Annotated in this window: 14 protein-coding genes; 7 read left to right on the top strand and 7 right to left on the bottom strand. The window is 69.3% G+C overall.

All coding sequences use genetic code 11. The annotated features are described in order from the left end of the window. Positions 1-31 precede the first annotated feature (31 nt). Together AC1DKV_RS00900 and AC1DKV_RS00895 are read right to left on the bottom strand one after the other, a co-directional pair. A complete protein-coding gene (locus AC1DKV_RS00900) occupies positions 32-1,486 on the bottom strand; it encodes an NAD-dependent succinate-semialdehyde dehydrogenase (RefSeq protein WP_441614245.1) in 1,455 nt (484 codons plus the stop codon). Between the two features lie 12 nt (positions 1,487-1,498). Beyond that, entirely contained in the window at positions 1,499-2,593 is a 1,095-nt protein-coding gene (locus AC1DKV_RS00895; RefSeq protein WP_441614244.1) for an iron-containing alcohol dehydrogenase, read from the bottom strand. A gap of 221 nt (positions 2,594-2,814) precedes the next feature. On the opposite strand from AC1DKV_RS00895, the gene AC1DKV_RS00890 reads away from it, so the two are divergent. The 3 genes from AC1DKV_RS00890 to AC1DKV_RS00880 all read left to right on the top strand — a co-directional run bounded on the left by AC1DKV_RS00890 (position 2,815) and on the right by AC1DKV_RS00880 (position 5,673). Continuing rightward, positions 2,815-3,678 (top strand): shikimate dehydrogenase family protein, encoded by an 864-nt coding sequence (locus tag AC1DKV_RS00890; protein WP_441614243.1) that lies wholly within the window; start codon positions 2,815-2,817, stop codon positions 3,676-3,678. A 67-nt stretch (positions 3,679-3,745) separates the two neighbouring features. Beyond that, on the top strand, positions 3,746-4,426 hold the full coding sequence (locus AC1DKV_RS00885; RefSeq protein WP_441614242.1) for a GntR family transcriptional regulator: 681 nt from the start codon (positions 3,746-3,748) through the stop codon (positions 4,424-4,426). A 341-nt stretch (positions 4,427-4,767) separates the two neighbouring features. Beyond that, the gene (locus AC1DKV_RS00880; RefSeq protein ID WP_441614241.1) at positions 4,768-5,673 is read left to right on the top strand and encodes a LysR substrate-binding domain-containing protein; all 906 of its coding nucleotides are present in this window, start codon (positions 4,768-4,770) and stop codon (positions 5,671-5,673) included. 190 nt (positions 5,674-5,863) lie between these two features. Here AC1DKV_RS00880 and AC1DKV_RS00875 read toward each other — a convergent pair whose 3' ends face one another. Further along, positions 5,864-6,862, bottom strand: coding sequence for an NAD(P)H-quinone oxidoreductase (locus AC1DKV_RS00875; RefSeq protein WP_441614240.1), 999 nt, complete (start codon positions 6,860-6,862; stop codon positions 5,864-5,866). Positions 6,863-7,110: 248 nt separating this feature from the next. Here AC1DKV_RS00875 and AC1DKV_RS00870 point away from each other — a divergent pair, with 248 nt between their 5' ends. Further along, positions 7,111-7,491: a VOC family protein gene (locus AC1DKV_RS00870; RefSeq protein WP_441614239.1), complete on the top strand. Its 381-nt coding sequence runs from the start codon at positions 7,111-7,113 to the stop codon at positions 7,489-7,491. A 44-nt stretch (positions 7,492-7,535) separates the two neighbouring features. Here the strand turns inward: AC1DKV_RS00870 and AC1DKV_RS00865 are convergent, their stop codons facing one another. After that, entirely contained in the window at positions 7,536-8,939 is a 1,404-nt protein-coding gene (locus AC1DKV_RS00865) for an aminotransferase-like domain-containing protein (protein ID WP_441649859.1), read from the bottom strand. 133 nt (positions 8,940-9,072) lie between these two features. Here AC1DKV_RS00865 and AC1DKV_RS00860 point away from each other — a divergent pair, with 133 nt between their 5' ends. From AC1DKV_RS00860 to AC1DKV_RS00850, 3 genes are all read left to right on the top strand, one after another. Further along, positions 9,073-10,359: a hydroxymethylglutaryl-CoA reductase, degradative gene (locus tag AC1DKV_RS00860; RefSeq protein ID WP_441614237.1), complete on the top strand. Its 1,287-nt coding sequence runs from the start codon at positions 9,073-9,075 to the stop codon at positions 10,357-10,359. 157 nt (positions 10,360-10,516) lie between these two features. Continuing rightward, positions 10,517-11,029 (top strand): hypothetical protein, encoded by a 513-nt coding sequence (locus AC1DKV_RS00855; protein WP_441614236.1) that lies wholly within the window; start codon positions 10,517-10,519, stop codon positions 11,027-11,029. A gap of 30 nt (positions 11,030-11,059) precedes the next feature. Further along, positions 11,060-12,448, top strand: coding sequence for a tripartite tricarboxylate transporter permease (locus tag AC1DKV_RS00850; RefSeq protein WP_441614235.1), 1,389 nt, complete (start codon positions 11,060-11,062; stop codon positions 12,446-12,448). A gap of 28 nt (positions 12,449-12,476) precedes the next feature. Here the strand turns inward: AC1DKV_RS00850 and AC1DKV_RS00845 are convergent, their stop codons facing one another. From AC1DKV_RS00845 to AC1DKV_RS00835, 3 genes are all read right to left on the bottom strand, one after another. Beyond that, positions 12,477-13,478: a tripartite tricarboxylate transporter substrate binding protein gene (locus AC1DKV_RS00845; RefSeq protein ID WP_441643232.1), complete on the bottom strand. Its 1,002-nt coding sequence runs from the start codon at positions 13,476-13,478 to the stop codon at positions 12,477-12,479. 79 nt (positions 13,479-13,557) lie between these two features. Then, entirely contained in the window at positions 13,558-15,360 is a 1,803-nt protein-coding gene (locus AC1DKV_RS00840; protein WP_441614233.1) for an acyclic terpene utilization AtuA family protein, read from the bottom strand. Then, the gene (locus AC1DKV_RS00835) at positions 15,357-17,363 is read right to left on the bottom strand and encodes an acetyl/propionyl/methylcrotonyl-CoA carboxylase subunit alpha (protein WP_477137351.1); all 2,007 of its coding nucleotides are present in this window, start codon (positions 17,361-17,363) and stop codon (positions 15,357-15,359) included. The genes AC1DKV_RS00840 and AC1DKV_RS00835 overlap by 4 nt, the downstream gene beginning before the upstream one ends. Positions 17,364-17,376 lie beyond the last annotated feature (13 nt).

Below are 17,376 nucleotides of genomic sequence, written 5' to 3'. Positions count from 1 at the left end.
AGATAAAGAAAATGCATCGCTTACGCTCCTCTTAAATACCGCCCATGCACATGTACTTGGGTTCCAGGTAGTCTTCGATACCCTGCCGGGCGCCTTCCCTGCCCAGGCCGGATTCCTTCACGCCGCCGAAGGGGGCGACCGCGGTGGAAATCAAGCCTTCGTTGATGCCGACCATGCCGCATTCCAGCGCCTCGGCGACGCGCCACACGCGGCTCAGGTCGCGTGTGTAGAAATAGCCGGCGAGGCCGAACGGCGTGTCGTTGGCCATCCGCACCACCTGCTCGTCGGATTCGAAGCGCAGCAGCGGCGCCACCGGCCCGAAGATCTCTTCGCGCCCGAGCTCCATCGCCGGCGTGACGTCGCCGACTATGGTGGGCGCATAGAATGCGCTGCCCGCATCCGGGCGCTTGCCGCCAGCCAGTATCCGGGCACCCCGGGCGGCCGCGTCTTCCACCATGGCGTGCACGCGGCCGGCGGCGCGCGCGTTGATGAGCGGCCCCACGGTGATGCCGGGCTCGCTGCCGTCGCCGACCTTCAGCGCCGCCACGGCTTCGCCCAGGCGGCGCGCGAACTCGTCGTAGACGGCGGCATGCACGAACATACGGTTGGCGCAGACGCAGGTCTGCCCCGCGTTGCGGTACTTGGAGACCATCGCGCCCCGCACCGCGGCGTCGAGGTCGGCATCTTCGAAGACGATGAACGGCGCGTTGCCGCCTAGCTCGAGCGACAGCTTCTTGATATTGGCGGCGGACTGTTCCATCAGCAGCCGGCCGACGCGCGTGGAGCCGGTAAAGGAGAGCTTGCGCACCACGGGGCTGCGCGCCAGCACCGCGCCGACCACCGCGGCCCGCGCGCTCGTCACGACGTTGAATACCCCGGGCGGCACGCCGGCGCGGCGGGCGAGCTCGGCCAGCGCCAGCGCGCACAGCGGTGTCTCGGAAGCAGGCTTGAGCACCACCGTGCAGCCTGCCGCCAGGGCCGGCGCCACTTTCCGCGTGGCCATGGCCACCGGGAAATTCCAGGGCGTGAGCGCGGCGACCACACCCACCGGCTGCTTGATCACGATCAGCCGGCGGTCGCCGGCCGGCGCCGGGATCAGCTCCCCGTAGGTGCGCGTGGCTTCTTCCGCGAACCACTCGACGAAGGAGGCGCCATAGACGACTTCCCCCTCGGCTTCGGCCAGCGGCTTGCCCTGCTCCGCGGTCATCAAGGCAGCGAGATCCGCCTGGTGCAAACGGATCAGGTCGTACCAGCGGCGCAGGCAGTCGGCCCGGTGCTTTGCGGTGGTGGCGCGCCAGGCCACCTGCGCGCGCTCGGCGGCGGCGATCGCGCGCAGCGTTTCCGCCTCGCCCATGTCGGGCACTTCGGCAATGCGCGCGCCGTTCGCGGGATTGGTCACGGGGAACCGTGCGCCATCGTCGGCCTGGGCCCATTCGCCATCGATGTACGCATGCGTGCGCATCAATGCGGCGTCCTTCAGATTCATGTTGTCTCCGGCTTATCGTGGGGTCTGTACAGCGCGCGCATCCACCTGCCGCATCGCATCCGCGATGGCGGCTGCGTCCAGCTCGCGCGAGAAATTCTTCATGTGCGGGGCGGCAAGCGACAGCGCGGCGGCGGATTCGAGTTCCTCGCGCGAGGCGTCGGTCAGCCCGAGATCCGCCAGGCGCAGGGGCAAGCCGATACGGCGATAGAGCGCCTCGACCTCCGCGCGCGCGTCGTCCTGGCGCCGCTCCAGCTCCAGCTGGACCAGCAGGCCATATGCCACCTGCAGCCCGTGCGGGGCCCGCTGCGCCTGGCGCAGCGTGGAGAGCCCGCGCGTCAGGGCGTGCGCGATCGACAGGCCGCCGCTCTCGAAACCCAGGCCGGACATCAGGATGGTGGCCTCCACTACCCGCTCGAACGCGGCATCCGGCCTGCCCGTGCCGGCAACCGCCAGCGCGGCCTGCGCATCGGCCATCAGCACGCGGTGGCATTCGCGCGCAAGCGCCGCGGCCGACAGCAGGGGCCGGGTGCCGAACATGTTCACGCCCTGTGGCGCGGCCGCGCATTGCGCCGCCTCGAACGATTTGGAGATGGCGTCGCCGATGCCCGCCAGCAGCATCGCTGCCGGGGCCTGCGAGATCAGCGCGGTGTCGGCGATGACGCAGGCCGGGCTGTAGGGCAGATGCCTGACCGCCAGCAGGCGGTGATGCTCGTCGTACAGGACGTAGTTCTTGCTGGTCGGGGCATCGTTGGAGGCAACGGTCGGCACCGTGACCACCGGCACCCGGTAGTGATCCGCCAGCGCCTTGCCCGCGTCGATGCCGCGCCCGCCGCCGGCGGCAATGACCACCGCCGGCGCGCTGGCGCCGAGTTCGTCCACCAGGCGGGCGACCAGTTGCGGGGTCAGTCCCTGGTCGAAGCTGACGCGGCGCAGCGCCACCGCGGCGGCACTGCATTGCCGCCCGACCCGCTCGCCGATCATTTCCATCACCCAGCGGTCCGCGACCAGCACGGCGTCGCCGCCGAGCCGGGCCACATGCGCGCCCAGCAAATCCAACGCTCCCACGCCCTGGACGTAACGTCCGGGCGAGCCAAATACCGCTTGCACGTTCTCTCCTCCTTGGATAGCGCCGGCCTGCCAGGTGCCGGCCTGCTGCTGTGTGCCGGAGGGCGCCGCCCGGCCGATCCGATCGGTGCCGCGCCCTTCCAAATACATGATATAGGATATATGCTACATCATTATCGACGCGTGGCAAGAAGCTTTTTTCCGCCGCCGTCACCGCAACCCTGCCTTCACAGCCTTTTTCGATTCTTCAGGAGCACCGCACCATGCCGGAAACAACCAAGCCCCCCGTGACGCCGATCGACGGCCGCACGCGGGTCGTCGTCATCCTCGCCTACCCCACGCACCACGTGCGCACGCCTGCCTTCTTCAATGCACGCGCCGCCGCCCTGGGGCTGAACGCGGTGCTCGTGCCATGGCAGATCTCGCCAGAGCAACTGCCCGGCGCGCTGGCGGGCCTGCGCCAGGTGGAGAACCTGGCCGGCGTGATCGTCACGGTGCCGCACAAGCAACAGATGGCCCGGCTCTGCGATGAACTCGAAGGCGTCGCCGCGGACCTGGGCGTGTGCAATGTGGCGCGGCGCACGCCCGATGGCCGCTTCGTCGGCAGGATGTTCGACGGCGTGGGCTTCGTCGCGGGCATGCGCGCGGAGGGGATCGATGCGGCGGGCAAGCGAGCGCTGCTGCTGGGCGCGGGCGGCGCCGCCACCGCGGTTGCCGCCGCCTTGCTCGATGCAGGCGTCGCGCAACTGACCATCGTCAACCGCTCGCGCGACAAGGCCGACAGCCTGGTGGCGCAACTGAAGGCGAAGCGGCCCGGCGCGCCCGTCGCCTCCGCGGCGAGCCCGGCCGGCCAATGGGATCTGGTCGTCAACGGCACCTCGCTCGGCCTCAAGCCCGACGATCCCCTGCCGCTCGATCCTGCCACGCTGGGAGCGCACAGCATCGTGGCCGAAGTCATCATGCAGCCGGCACAGACGCGCTTGCTGCTCGCGGCGAAGGCGCGCGGGTGCCGCATCCATCTCGGCGAGCACATGGTGACGGCGCAGATCGACCTGCTGGTGGATTACCTGCTGGGCATGCCGGCAGGCGAGGAAAGCGTGGGAAGCGGGGAACGTGGCGCGGGATGACGGGCGGGCCGGCGTTGCATATCATATATGATGTGTTCCTGAACATTCCTTACCGAGGCAAGCTGTCATGAAAGAACTCGCGCGCGTGGAGAAGAGCAATCTGTCGTCACGCGTCTACGACCAGATTCGGTCCGCATTGATGAGCGGCAAGTACGTGCCGGGCGAGCGATTGCGCGTGGCGGAACTGGCACAGTCGCTGGGAACGAGCACCACCCCCGTGCGCGAGGCGATCTTCAGGCTGGTGAGCGAGCAGGCCCTGGAGATGACCGCGGCAACCTCGATCACCGTGCCCGAGCTCGACCCCGGCACGGTCTCGGAGATCCAGCTGATGCGCACGCTGCTCGAAGGCGCCGCCGCGGAGGCCGCCGCGCTGCGCATCACCCCGCAAGAGATCGCCCGCCTGCGCAAGACGCACGAAGCCTTTATCAAGGCCGTGTCGACCAGCCCGCGCGAAGCGGCGAGCCAGAACCGCAAGTTCCACTTCGAGCTGCTTGCCGCGGCCCACCTGCCGAACCTGTTCGCGGTCGTCGAGAGCATGTGGGTGCGGATGGGTCCCCTGCTGCATATCTTCCATACGGAACTGCAGGCCAGCCGCGAGAGCCTCGAGGAGCATCCGCACTACCGCGTGCTCGACGGCCTCGCCAGGCGCGACGCCAAGACTGCCTCGGCGGCCATTCGGGACGATATCCAGTGGGGCAAGACCGTTCTGCTCGAATGGATGGCATCGCGCGAAGAAGAGCCTGTCTGATCTCCCGGGGCGCGCACGCCCGTGCGCCCGATTTCTCGTCCCCCGCTACCCAGGTGGTGAACCGGTTGCACGGCAGGGCATCGCCGGAAGACGCAAACCCGTCCCCGCCCGCAGCCACGCGCTGATCCCGATTGGCCGCCCTTGGCCGGGCCGGCCGCCATTGTTGCCCTCCAGGCAAATATCTTCTGACTCCGGACGGGTTTTTCCCGCACGCGGGGAGGCGCGATACTCCAGCCGCGCAAGCCCTCCGGCTTGCGGCGGCAGACCCCGCCCCGCGCCAATTGCGCCGGGCATGTCGGCCATCCGCCAATATCATCAGCCGCCTGGGCAAGACCGCAGCCATGAAGACCACCCTGGACGAACTCCTCACCTTCACCATCGTGGTGGATACAGGCTCCATCACCGCGGCCGCCGAGCAACTGCAGCAGACCGTCTCCGCGGTCAGCCGCTCGCTTACACGGCTCGAAGAGAAACTGGAAACCACGCTCTTGCGGCGTACCACGCGCCGGCTGGAGCTGACCGAAGAAGGCGGGACGTTCCTGGCCCACGCGCGGCGGATACTGGAGGCCGTCGAGTCCGCCGAGGACCAGATGGCGACGCAGCGCCGCACACCGGCCGGGAAGCTGCGGATCAACGCGGCAACGCCGTTCATGCATCATGTGATCGTGCCCCTGATCGGCGGCTTCCGCGCGCGCTACCCGGAGATCGAACTGGACCTGCACACCAGCGAGCACATCATCGACCTGCTGGAGCAGCGCACGGACGTCGCCATCCGCATCGGCATGCTGCGCGATTCGACCCTGCACGCGCGCCCCCTGTGCAATAGCCGCCTGCGGCTGGTGGCAAGCCCCGCGTACCTCAAGGCACGCGGCACGCCGCGCGAGGTGGCGGCGCTCCAGGGCCACAGCCTGCTTGGCTTTACCCAGCCCGACACGCTGAACCAGTGGCCATTGCGACACGAACTCGGCGAGGCCCTGCGCATCGAACCCAGCGTGCGCGCATCCAGCGGCGAGACCTTGCTCAAGCTGGCCCTCGCCGGGGAGGGCATTGCCTGCCTGGCCGACTTTATGACCCAGGCCAGCCGGTCGCGGGGAGACCTGGTCCAGGTACTGATGCAGGACACCGTGGAGGTTCGACAGCCCATCCATGCGGTCTACTACCGCAACACCCTGCTCTCCTCGCGCATCACGGCGTTCCTCGACTACGTCGGCGCGCAGCTCGGCGATTCCGTGTCCGGCCGCGCGTGACCGCGGCCATGCCCGCGGAAATGCGCCGGCCTACTTCAGCCGGTCCATCAGCGCGGCGGCGACGGCCAGGGCCGACGCCGGGTCCTGCCCGGTGATCAGTTCGCCGTCTGTCACGACGTACGGCGCGCGCCGGTCGCCTGCGCGGCGCAAGGCGCGCCGGCGGGACGGCCCGGCGCGCCTGCGGCCAGCCTCAGTCCTGACCGCCCGCCTGGCTCACTTCGAGCAGGATCTTGCCGGCGTGCGTGCTCGACTCCATCAGCGCGTGCGCCTTGCCCGCGTCGGCAAGCGGCATGATGGCGTGGATAAGCGGCAGGCACCGGCCCTGCTCCAGCACCGGCCAGAACGCGCTGCGCAGGCCCTCGATCAGTTCGGCCTTGTTCTCAGGCGTGCGCGCCCGCAGCGTGGAGCCGGTCATGTTGAGCCGCTTCAGCATGACCGGCAGCAGGTCGATCTCCACCCGGCTGCCCTCCAGGAATGCGATCTGGACCAGCGCGCCGTCCAGCGCCAGCGCACGCAGGTTCTTCTCGATATAGCGCCCGCCGACCATGTCCAGGACCACGTCGACACCCCGGCCACCGGTCACCTCGGCCACGACGTCGTTGAAGTCCTGCTCGCGATAATTGATCAGGTGCGACGCGCCGTGCTGCCGGCAGATCGCCAGCTTCTGCGCGTTGCCGGCGGTCACCGCGACGTCGGCGCCAACCTCGCGGGCAAGCTGGATGGCGGTGATGCCGATGCCGCTGCTGCCGCCGTGAATCAGGATGGACTTGCCGGCCGAGACCAGCTTGCCGGCGAACAGGTTGGCCCAGACCGTGATGTAGTTCTCGGGCAGCGCCGCGGCCTGCTGCAGCGTCAGCCCCGCGGGCACCGGCAGGCAATGCCGCTCGTCGGCCGCGCAGAACTCGGCGTATCCGCCGCCATGGGTCAGGGCGCAGACCTTGTCGCCGACCTTCCATTTCGTCACCGCTTCGCCAACCTGCACTACCGTGCCCGAGACCTCGAGGCCCAGGTAAGGACATGCCGACGGCGGCGGGTTGTAGAGACCAAGCCGCTGCAGCACGTCGGGCCGGTTGACCCCGGCAAACGCAACCCGGATCAGGACTTCACGGGCGGCCGGCCGCGGGGCATCGGCTTGCTTCAACACTAAGGTATCCGCCCCGGTTCCGGGGCCATGGCTGATGTACTTCATCGAGACGTCCTTTGCCTTACGGCGTTCTTTGTTGGTGGTGCGCGAGACGCGTCAACGCCGGATATCCCTGCCGCTGCGAGCCAGGCGCGGCCCCGCTTCACGCCCGGACATTGACGCGAACAGAATATATCATGCATGATACTTCGGCGTGCGGCGTGCTTGCGCCGCGCTTGCGGGAACGCCTAGACTGGGACTTCCCCACGCCGTATCAATCAGGGAGCGGACCGCTTCCGCCAAAGGAGCAAGGCATGCCGATTGCCGGGATGAACCATTTCACCGTGCTGACGTCCGCGCTCGAAGACAGCGTCAGCTTCTATCGCGAGGTGCTGGGCTTCGAGACCGGCGCGCGCCCGCCGTTTGCCTTCCCCGGGGCGTGGCTGTACGCCGGCGGCGCTCCCATCGTTCATCTTGTCGTCACCGATACGATGCCCAAGCCCGCGGCCGGGGTGCTCGACCACATGGCATTCAGTGCGACCGACCTCCCCCACTTCGTGAATCATCTGCGGCGGCTGGATATTCCGTTCAGCCTCGGGCGGCAGGCCGGCTCCGGCATCTGGCAACTATTCCTGCACGATCCCAACGGCGCGCGGATCGAACTGGATTTCGATCCGCGAGAACAGCAGCCCTGACGCGGCCAGCGCTGCCCGCCGCGCAGCGTGCCCGGGCGCGCCGGTCACGCGCCGCGCGAGCGGCCCAGCGTGCCACGTACCGCCGCTTCGAACCTCGGGTCCAGCACGGCGCCGACATTGAAGCGTGACCACGGCGAGGTGGCTTCGGAGTCGACGCGGAAGACGCGCCCGGGGGCGATCATGACCTTCTGCGCGAGAAGCTGCTCGGCCAGGACCAGCGAGTCGTCCACCTGCGGCAATGCACCCCAGAGGTACAGGCTCTGCTCGGTCCGCGCGAAGATGCGCGCATCCAGCCTGTCGAACAAGGACAGGGCCCTGGCGGTAGCTTCGGCCAGGCGGGATCTCAGCCTGGTGATGTAGCGCTGGTAGTGGCCTTCGCTCAGGATCACGTCGACGGTGCGCTCGCAATACTCCGAGCTGCTCACGTGGATCAGCGCCTTGAGATCGGCAAGATCGCTGGCCAGGTCGGCGCCGCAGGCAATGAAGCCCACGCGCAGCGCCGCGGAGAAGGACTTCGAGAAGCTGCCGATATAGATTGTCCGCTCCAGCTGGTCCAGTGCCGCCAGGCGGGGCAGCGTGGTTGGCTTGAAGTCCGCCAGCGCGTCGTCTTCCACCAGCAGGAGGTTGAACCGCTGCGCGAGCTGCAGCACGCGGTAGGCCTTGGCGGCCGAGAGGTCCGATCCGGTCGGGTTGTGCGCCACGGACTGGGTGAAGAACAGGCGCGGCCGCTCCTGGACCAGCAGTTGCTCCAGGGCCTCGAGGTCGGGGCCATCGGCAAGGCGCGGCACGCCGATGATCCTGGCGCCGGCCAGCTTGAGCTTGCCGAACAAGGGATAGTAGCCGGGATCGTCGACCAGGACGGTGGCGCCCGCCGGCAGGAAGTAGCGGATCACCAGGTCGATCGCGTCATTGGCGCCATGCGTCAGCACGATCTGCCGGGGGTCGGCGCCGATGCCCAGGTCGCCCAGCTTGCGCACCAGATGGTCGCGCAGCGGACCGTACCCGAAACGGTTGCCGTACCGGAACAGCGCCCCCAGCCCCGTGCGCACGACCTTGTGGTGGTACTTGTCCAGCCGCGCCTCCGACAGCCACGCCACCGGCGGGAATCCGTCCCCGACCGCCAGCACGTCGGGACTGCTCTTCAATTGCTCGCGCATCAGCCACACGATGTCCAGCGCGCGCCGGAACGAGCCGGCCTCTTCGTCCTGCCGCGCCTTCACCGGCCTGTCGAGCACGAAGTAGCCGGCACCGCGCCGCGGCTCGACCAGCGCGCGCCCGACCAGGATCTCGAACGCGGCAACCACTGTGTTCTTGCTGTAGCGGTGCAGTTGCGCCAGCTCCCGCAGCGAGGGCAGCTTGTCGCCGACGCGGTAGGCGCCTTCGACGATCTGGCGTTCGATGGAATCCGCCAGCGTGGTGGCGATCGATGGCGATCTGGGCTTGGTCACGGGCTTGTACTCCACATTCCGGTCGGCGATTCGATATCTGGGTGGCGACAACTGTCCCGCCAAACTGTACCTTTTTGCACTGGTACAGTACACCTAGACTGTCTCCATTCCTATACCACTCACGGAGACACCGATGGTGACCGATTCCCGCCTGCCCAACTTTCGCGCCATGACGCCGGCGCAGCGCCTGCAATATATTGGGGGGGCCGCCGCCCTGACCGACGACGAAATCCGGCTGGTCGCCGAGGCAGGCGCCCTTGGCGCCGAGCGGGCCGACGGCATGATCGAAAACGTGATCGGCACGTTCGAGCTGCCCTTCGGCGTGGCCGGCTATTTCCGCATCAACGGCCGGGACGTGCTGGTGCCGATGGCGGTGGAAGAGCCGTCGGTGATTGCCGCGGCGTCCTACATGGCAAAGCTCGCCCGCGAATGCGGCGGCTTCGAGACTTCCAGCACCGGTCCGCTCATGCGGGCGCAGGTGCAGGTCCTCGGCATCACCGATCCCTACGGCGCCCGGCAGGCACTGCTCAGGCATCGGGACGCGATCCTCGAAGTGGCCAACAGCCGCGACAAGGTGCTGATCGGCCTCGGCGGCGGCTGCAAGGACATCGAGGTCCACGTCTTCCCCGACACCCCGCGGGGCGCGATGATCGTGATGCACCTGATCGTGGACGTGCGCGACGCCATGGGCGCCAATACCGTGAATACCATGGCCGAAGCCGTATCGCCGCTGGTGGAGACGATCACGGGCGGCTCCGTGCGGCTGCGCATCCTCTCCAACCTGGCCGACCTCCGGCTGGCGCGCGGCCGGGTGCGGCTGACGCCAGAGGTGCTCGCCACGAAGGAGCGCAGCGGCGCCGAGATCATCGAAGGCGTGATCGACGCCTGCACCTTCGCCGCCATCGACCCCTACCGGGCCGCCACGCACAACAAGGGGATCATGAACGGCATCGATCCCGTGATCGTGGCCACCGGCAACGACTGGCGCGCGGTCGAGGCCGGCGCCCATGCCTACGCCTGCCGCGGCGGCCGCTACACGTCCCTGACGCACTGGGAGAAAGACACGGCCGGCGCCCTGGTCGGCACGATCGAGATGCCGATGCCGGTGGGACTGGTCGGCGGCGCCACCAGGACGCATCCCCTCGCGCGCCTGGCCCTGAAGATCCTTGGCGCGCGCTCAGCCCAGGAACTGGGCGAGACCGCCGTCGCGGTGGGCCTGGCGCAAAATCTCGGCGCGCTGCGGGCGCTCGCCACCGAAGGCATCCAGCGCGGCCACATGGCCCTGCACGCACGCAATATCGCGCTGGTGGCGGGCGCGGTCGGCGCGGAGGCAGACAGCATCGCCAAGCGGATGGCCGACGAAAAAGACGTGCGCACCGACCGGGCCGTCGCGCTGCTGGCCGAACTGAGGGGCAGGTAAGCGCGCGGCAGGCGGGCCGGCATCCACCCCGATATGGCCCGATGTGGCCCGATGTGGCTCGATACGGCCCGCACCGGACCAGGGGACAAACAATAAACAGAGCTGCCAGCGACGCGCCAGCGCGCCTCGGTGCCAGCCATATTCCGGAGACAAGCCAATGAACAAACAGGAAGCGGCGCCGGCGCGGCGCCTGGTCGAAGTCTGGGGCGATACCGCCGATACCCGCCACCTTGCGTGGTCGATCGCGATCGGAGCGGTGGTCAGCCTGACCGGGTTCCTGATCGCAAGCCGCATTCTCGCCGGGCTGGTCCGATCGCCGGAACTGGCGCGCGCCTATGCCATGCTGGCCGGCCTTGCCGGTTGCCTGCTGGCGGGCGTCATCTGCGCGCTGGTGTTCCGGCCGAAACGCGAAGTGATCGAGGACGCGGCGGGCGGACCCGGCGCAGCGCACGCCCCGGCCTGGCGCGAGGAAGTGCTCGACAAGCTCGAGGAAGAAACCGGCGGCCTCGGCTCGGTCGCGGACCTGCCGCCGGCCGTGGTGCAGGAACTGAAGGAACTGCAACTCTACGAGCTCTTCGCCTCGCGCGAACGCCGCGCCACGGCCCCGCACGCCGCGCAGGACAGCACCGCGCCCGCCCGGCCCGTCAGTGCGCGTTCCACACTGGCCTGACCCCCCGCCCAAGGACATCGAAGGTTCATCATGATCGAATCCGCACTTCTTACCCACATCCTCATTGCCACCGGCATGGGACTGGCAGGCGCCATCGTCTTCGCCGCGATCGGCCTGATCTCAGGCACCGACGAGACCACCACGCTGGCACCGCTGACGCTGCTGGTCGTGCTGCTGGGCGTGCCGCCCGAGGGCGTGTTTACGTTCTTCCTTGCCGGCGCCGTCGCAAAGCACATGACCCATGCCATCCCGACCGCGCTGCTCGGCATCCCCGGCGACACCATGGCCACGCCGCTGCTGCAGGATGCCAACCACCTGCGCAACCTCGGCGTGCCACACATCGCGCTGCGCAAGATGATCTCGGGCGCCATCATCGCGGCCTTTATCGCGGTGCCGCTGGCGGTGCTGTTCGCCGTCCTGCTCGCGCCGTTCGGCGCGGCCATCACCAAGGCCGCGCCATGGATCTTCGTGGCCGCCGCGGCGGTCATCGCCTACAGCTCCGCCGGCCGGTGGGCCTCCGTCGCGACGCTGGTTCCCTTCGTCGTCGTCATCGTGGCGCTGCAGACGCTGACCGCGAAATTCGGCGTCAAGCTGAGCATCAGCTACTTCCTGGGCATCGCGATCGGCCCGCTCGTCGCCGATCTCTTCTCGGTCATCTCTCCGGTGGACCGGCCGCGCATGCAGCGCGACCGCGTGCGCACCTTCGCCCTCGCGCCCGATGTCAAGGGATGGTCCGGCTATTTCCCGAATCCGCTCAAGGTACTGGACCGCAGCCAGGTGAAATGGACCGTGGCCACGGCCACCGTGTCCAGCGCGACGTTCGTCTTCAGCCCCGTGGCCATGACGGTGGTGCTGGGAGAACTCGTGGGCGCAAGGATCAGGCACGCCTATCACCGGCTGACCACCGTGCTCAGCGCCCGCAACGGCGTGACGGAAGCCACCTACATCGCCGAGGCCCTGATTCCCCTCATCGCCTTTGGCCTGCCGCTCAGCCCTGTTGCCGCCGGCCCTGCCGCACCGCTGTTCAATGCGCCCCCGGTGTATACCGTGGATGCAGGCTCCGGCCAGACGCACAACTTGCACAACCTCCTGAGCCACGGGGAATTCCTCGGCTATGGCTTGCTCGCCGTCCTGCTCGCCGCGCTGGTGTCCTACCCGTTCGCCATGAACCATGCCCGCCGCGCCGCCCTGTTCGTCTCGCGCAAGGTGTCGCACGAAGCCATCATCGCCACCTTCGTCGGCCTGATCCTGGTGATCAGCGTGTGGGAAGGCCAGTTCCTCGGCCTGCTGGTCATCCTGACCATGGGACTGCTGGGCGGGCTGCTCTCCAGGGCGATCGGATTCAACACCGGCGTGCAGTTCATGGGCTACTACACCGCCGTGCTGACCGTGCCCGCCTTGCTCAAGCTGATCGGCTAGGACAGGGGTGAAGGGAGCGAATCCCCCTTCACTCCACCTTGATCCCTCCCTTCTTCACCACCGCGCCCCACCGGACCGACTCTTCCCTGATGAATCCCTGGAACTGCTCGGGGGTTCCTCCCACCGGGTCGATGCCGTATTCGATCAGGCGCGCCTTCACGTCGGGCTGGTGCAGCACGGCATCCATGTCGCCGGACAGTTTCGCCAGCACGTCCTTCGGCGTCTTCGCCGGCGCGATCAGGCCGATCCAGCTGCTGGCGGTCACCGCCGGATAGCCGGCCTCGGCCATGGTCGGCACGTCGGGCGCGGCGCTCCAGCGCGTCGGGCTGGTGATAGCCAGGGCCTTGAGCTTGCCGGCCTTGACCTGCGGCATCATGGTCTGCACCGAGTCGAAGATCATCGCCACCTGGCCGGAAAACAGGTCCGGCAAGGCCGGCGAGACACCCTTGTAGGGCACGTGCGTCATCTTCATGCCCACGGCCTGCGAGAACAGCTCGCCCGCGAGGTGCGCGCCCGAGCCATTGCCGCTGGAGGCGAAGGTCATCTTGTCGGGATGCGCCTTGCCCCAGCTGACGAGCTCCTTCACGCTGCCGGGCGGCAGCTGCGCGCTGGAGACCAGCAGCAGCGGGATGCGGCCGATCTGGCTCACGCCGGTCAGGTCCCTGACCGGGTCGTAGGTCATCTTGGGATACAGGCTGGGATTGATGGCGTGGGCGGCCACCACCACCAGCAGCGAGTAGCCGTCCGGCGCGGACTTGGCGACATTGTCGGAGCCGATCATGCCGTTGGCGCCGGGGCGGTTTTCCACCACCACCGGCTGGCCGATGCGTTCGGCCAGCTTCTGCATGACCAGCCGCGTCACCGCGTCGGACACGCCACCCGGGGTGTAGGGCACCACCACCCGCACGGGCTTGGCCGGGTAAGGCGCATCGGCCTGCGCCGCGCCGGAAATGCCGCAAGCCAGCGCTGCCGCGAGCAGGCAGGCTTGCAGCCACTGGCTGCGGCCCCGGTTCGTCTTCGTCTTGTTCATGTCTCCTCCGTCAGGATAGGGCCGGCGCCTTGGACATCGGGTGGCTGGCGGCCGGTGTTATGCAATGGCAGCCCCGGGTCTACGCCCAGCCCTGCGGCACCGTCAGCGGAAAATCGAGCAGCATCTGCGCATAGCTCTTGCCGAGCGGGTCCGAGCGCAGGCTGGCCACGCCGCCGCCGCCCAGCGCGCGGTGCATCAGGAAGTTGAGCGCATGCAGGCCCGGCACCTCGAAGCGCTCGACCTCGCCCTCGACCAGGTGCGCGAAGTACGCGCGCACGGCGTCGGCCGTCAGCTGTTCGCGCAGCAACGGCAGGAAATCCGGCCGGCGGGCGATCACGCCGATGTTTTCGTCGTCGCCCTTGTCGCCGCTGCGCGCGAAGGCCAGCCTGACCAGCGGCACGGTCGCGCGCGGGCCCGCGGGCATGGCCGGCGCCATCGCGGCCGACAGCGGTGCCGCGGGCGGCAGGTCACCCGCCACGGCGGCGCAGGCGAGCATCTCTGCGCTGCCGTCGAGCTCCACCCGCACCGGCACCTCCGACTTGCGCACCAGGAAGGAAAACACCTTCACCACCGGCTGGATGTCCACGCGCCCCGCGAACGACGAACGGGTGCCGGCCGCCATCGAGGTGCCGGCCGACGAGCATTCGCGCTGCAGGAAGCGCAGCGCCCTGGCCTGCGCATGGCGCGCGCCGATGCGCAGCACCACTTCGCGCGTAGGCAGCGCGCGCGCATGCGGGCCATATTGCGACTCGCAGCCGAGCAGCTCGACCACGGTCTCGGTGTAATCGGGCAAGCCGCTCTCGGCCAGCATGGCGCGCGTGCGGGCCAGCAGCGCATCGGCGGTGCGGCGAGCCTTGGCGGGCGCGTCGATGCCGCGGATGGCCATCATCAGGCTGAGCTGGTAGCCGTCCTGCCAGGTGCCGTTGGCCTTGTAGTGCGCGCCGGGCGCGCGGCCGCGCGCGCCATGCACGCGCACCTGCCCCGGCGCCAGCAGCTCCGTGCGCACCATGCGGAAATCGCAGGTGACATCCGGCATCAGGTAGTTGGCGGGATCGCCCACTTCATACAGCACCTGTTCGGCCACGGCGGCGGGATCGACCAGACCGCCGGTGCCTTCCGGCTTGGAGAGCACGAAGCTGCCGTCCTCGGCGCAGTCGATCACCGGGTAGCCGATGCGGTCCCAGTCTGGCACGCGCTGCCAGTCGGTAAACAGGCCGCCGGTGGCCTGCGCCCCGCATTCGATCACATGCCCGGCCAGCGTGCCGGCGGCCAGGCGGTCCCAGTCATGCCATTGCCAGCCGAATTCGTGCGCCAGCGCGCCGACCACCACCGCGCTGTCCACGCAGCGCCCGGCAATGACGATGTCGGCGCCCATGGCCAGCGCGCGCGCAATGCCCTGCGCGCCGGTATAGGCGTTGGCCGACAGCAGTTCCGCGGGCGGCGCCGCGCCGGTATAGAGATCGGTCAGCCCCTGGGCGCGCCAGCCCTCGAAGCTGCCCAGCACGTCATCGCCGCTCACCACGGCGACCTTGAGTGCCAGCCCCTGCTTTGCCGCGGCCCCCAGCAAGGCCGCGCGGCAAGCGTGCGGGTTGAGGCCGCCGGCGTTGGCGATCACGCGGATGCCGCGCGAGAGAATCTGGCCGAGGTGCGGCGCCATCGCGGCCTGCACGAAATCGGTGGCATAGCCCAGTGCCGGGTCCTTGGCGCGGGCGCGCGCCAGGATGGACATGGTGGTCTCGGCGAGGTAGTCGTAGACCAGGTATTGCAGGCCGGGCACGGCCAGCAGTTGCGGCGTGGCGATGGCCGAATCGCCCCAGAAGCCCGATGCGCCGCCAATCCTCACGGTGCTCACCGCGCGCGAAGTACCGAAGATCCTGCTCATGCCTTCTCCCCTGCGCCGGCTTGCGCTTCGACCCGGGCCAGCAACGCGCCGGCGCGGGCCTGCCCGCCTTCGCGCGCATGAAGCTCAGTCAGCACGCCGTCGAACGGCGCGACGATGGCGTGCTCCATCTTCATGGCCTCCAGCACCACCAGCACCTGGCCGGCCCGCACCGGCTCGCCGGCGGCGGCCTTCACCGCCACGATGCGCGCGGTCAGCGGCGCCAGCAGTTCACCGGCGCTCTCGGCGCTGCCGGGCTTGCGTTTTTTCTGGCGCGGGTCCAGCCGGGCAAAGCGCCAGGCGCGCCCGGCGCTGAACAGATGCAGGGTATCGGCCTCGCTGGCGAAGACCAGCGGCAGGGCCGCGCCATTGCATTCCACCAGCGCGCTGCCGTCGCCGGCGTCCGCCCGCAGCACGCGGGTGGCGACGCTCTGCGGCGAGCCATCGTCGCCTTCGCGCAGGGTCACTTGCCAGCCGTCGGCGGCGGCACGCACATCCACGCGCCATGATTGCGCGCCGGCCTGCAGGCCGAGGCTGAAGGCGGGCGCCACCAGGCCCGGGCGCGCCGCGGCGGCCAACAGGCCCGTGGCAGCCAGCGCCGCGCAGGCAAGCTGCGGGAGCCCGGGAGACGGCGCCCCCAACGCAGCCTGCATATGCGTATCGACGAAACCGGTATGCACGTCATTGCCGGCAAAGGCCCCGTGCGCCAGGCAATCGGCCAGGAAGCCCTGGTTGCTGGCCACGCCCAGCAGCACGGTCTGCTCGACCGCGCGCAGCAGCTTGCGGCGCGCCTCCTCGCGGGTGGCGCCATGCGCCACCAGCTTGGCCACCATCGAGTCGTAGTGGACCGGAATCTCGCCGCCCTCCTGCAGCGCGTGATCCACGCGCACGTCGTGCGCGGCGCCCGGCACGCGCCAGCGCAGCACCGGACCGCCCTGCGGCAGGAAGCCGGCGGCCACGTCTTCGGCGGTCAGCCGCACCTCGATCGCATGGCCTTGCAGCGCCACCTGCTGTTGCGTCACCGGCAGCGGCTCGCCGGCCGCCACGCGCAGCTGCCACTCGACCAGGTCGAAACCGGTGATGGCCTCGGTCACGGCATGCTCGACCTGCAGGCGCGTGTTCATCTCCATGAAATAGAAATTGCCGTCGCCGTCGAGCAGGAACTCCATGGTGCCCGCGCCCACGTAGCCGATGGCCTGGGCGGCGCGCACCGCGGCCTCGCCCATGCGCGCGCGCAGCGCCGGCGACACCGCCGGCGACGGCGCCTCTTCCACCACCTTCTGGTGGCGGCGCTGCACCGAGCAGTCACGCTCGCCGAGGTGGATCACCTTGCCCTGCGTATCGGCAAAGACCTGGATCTCCACGTGGCGCGGCGCGATCACCGCGCGCTCCAGGATCAGCTCGTCGGAACCAAAGGCGGTGCCGGCTTCGGAACGCGCGCTGGCCAGCGCGCCCGGCAAGGCCTGCGCCTCGTGCACCAGGCGCATGCCGCGCCCGCCGCCGCCGGCCGCGGCCTTCACCATCAGCGGGAAGCCGATCTGCGCCGCGGCGTGCAGCAGCGCGGCGTCGTCCTGCGCCTCGCCCTGGTAGCCGGGGATGCAGGGCATGTCGGCGGCCAGCATCAGGCGCTTGGCCTCGGCCTTGTTGCCCATGGCGCGGATGGCCGTGGCCGGGGGGCCGACGAAGACCAGGCCGGCCTGCGCCACCGCTTCGGCGAATTCGGCGTTCTCGGCCAGGAAGCCATAGCCGGGGTGCACCGCGTCCGCGCCGCTGCTGCGCGCGGCCTCGACGATGGCCGCGATGTTCAGGTACGACGCGCGCGGCGCGGCGTCGCCGATACGCACGGCGCGGTCGGCGAACGCGACGTGCGGGCTGTGGCGGTCGGCCTCGGAGTACACCGCCACGGTGGCGAAGCCCAGGCGGCGCGCCGTGCGCATGATGCGCATGGCGATCTCGCCGCGGTTGGCGACGAGCAGGGTATGGAAGGGTCGGCTGGTAGCGGGCATGGTGCGGTCTGGA

The sequence above is a fragment of the Cupriavidus sp. 05T41 genome (genome assembly GCF_056396525.1).
Note: the sequence above shows the minus strand (reverse complement) of the source record. Positions and strands in the feature narration are given on the sequence as shown.

Bases quoted from the DNA above. Each gene is read 5' to 3' on its own strand.
- AC1DKV_RS00900 (WP_441614245.1), bottom strand. From the start codon at position 1,486: ATGAATCTGAAGGACGCCGCATTGATGCGCACGCATGCGTACATCGAT.
- AC1DKV_RS00890 (WP_441614243.1), top strand. From the start codon at position 2,815: ATGCCGGAAACAACCAAGCCCCCCGTGACGCCGATCGACGGCCGCACG.
- AC1DKV_RS00885 (WP_441614242.1), top strand. From the start codon at position 3,746: ATGAAAGAACTCGCGCGCGTGGAGAAGAGCAATCTGTCGTCACGCGTC.
- AC1DKV_RS00880 (WP_441614241.1), top strand. From the start codon at position 4,768: ATGAAGACCACCCTGGACGAACTCCTCACCTTCACCATCGTGGTGGAT.
- AC1DKV_RS00875 (WP_441614240.1), bottom strand. From the start codon at position 6,862: ATGAAGTACATCAGCCATGGCCCCGGAACCGGGGCGGATACCTTAGTG.
- AC1DKV_RS00870 (WP_441614239.1), top strand. From the start codon at position 7,111: ATGCCGATTGCCGGGATGAACCATTTCACCGTGCTGACGTCCGCGCTC.
- AC1DKV_RS00860 (WP_441614237.1), top strand. From the start codon at position 9,073: ATGGTGACCGATTCCCGCCTGCCCAACTTTCGCGCCATGACGCCGGCG.
- AC1DKV_RS00855 (WP_441614236.1), top strand. From the start codon at position 10,517: ATGAACAAACAGGAAGCGGCGCCGGCGCGGCGCCTGGTCGAAGTCTGG.
- AC1DKV_RS00850 (WP_441614235.1), top strand. From the start codon at position 11,060: ATGATCGAATCCGCACTTCTTACCCACATCCTCATTGCCACCGGCATG.
- AC1DKV_RS00845 (WP_441643232.1), bottom strand. From the start codon at position 13,478: ATGAACAAGACGAAGACGAACCGGGGCCGCAGCCAGTGGCTGCAAGCC.
- AC1DKV_RS00840 (WP_441614233.1), bottom strand. From the start codon at position 15,360: ATGAGCAGGATCTTCGGTACTTCGCGCGCGGTGAGCACCGTGAGGATT.
- AC1DKV_RS00835 (WP_477137351.1), bottom strand. From the start codon at position 17,363: ATGCCCGCTACCAGCCGACCCTTCCATACCCTGCTCGTCGCCAACCGC.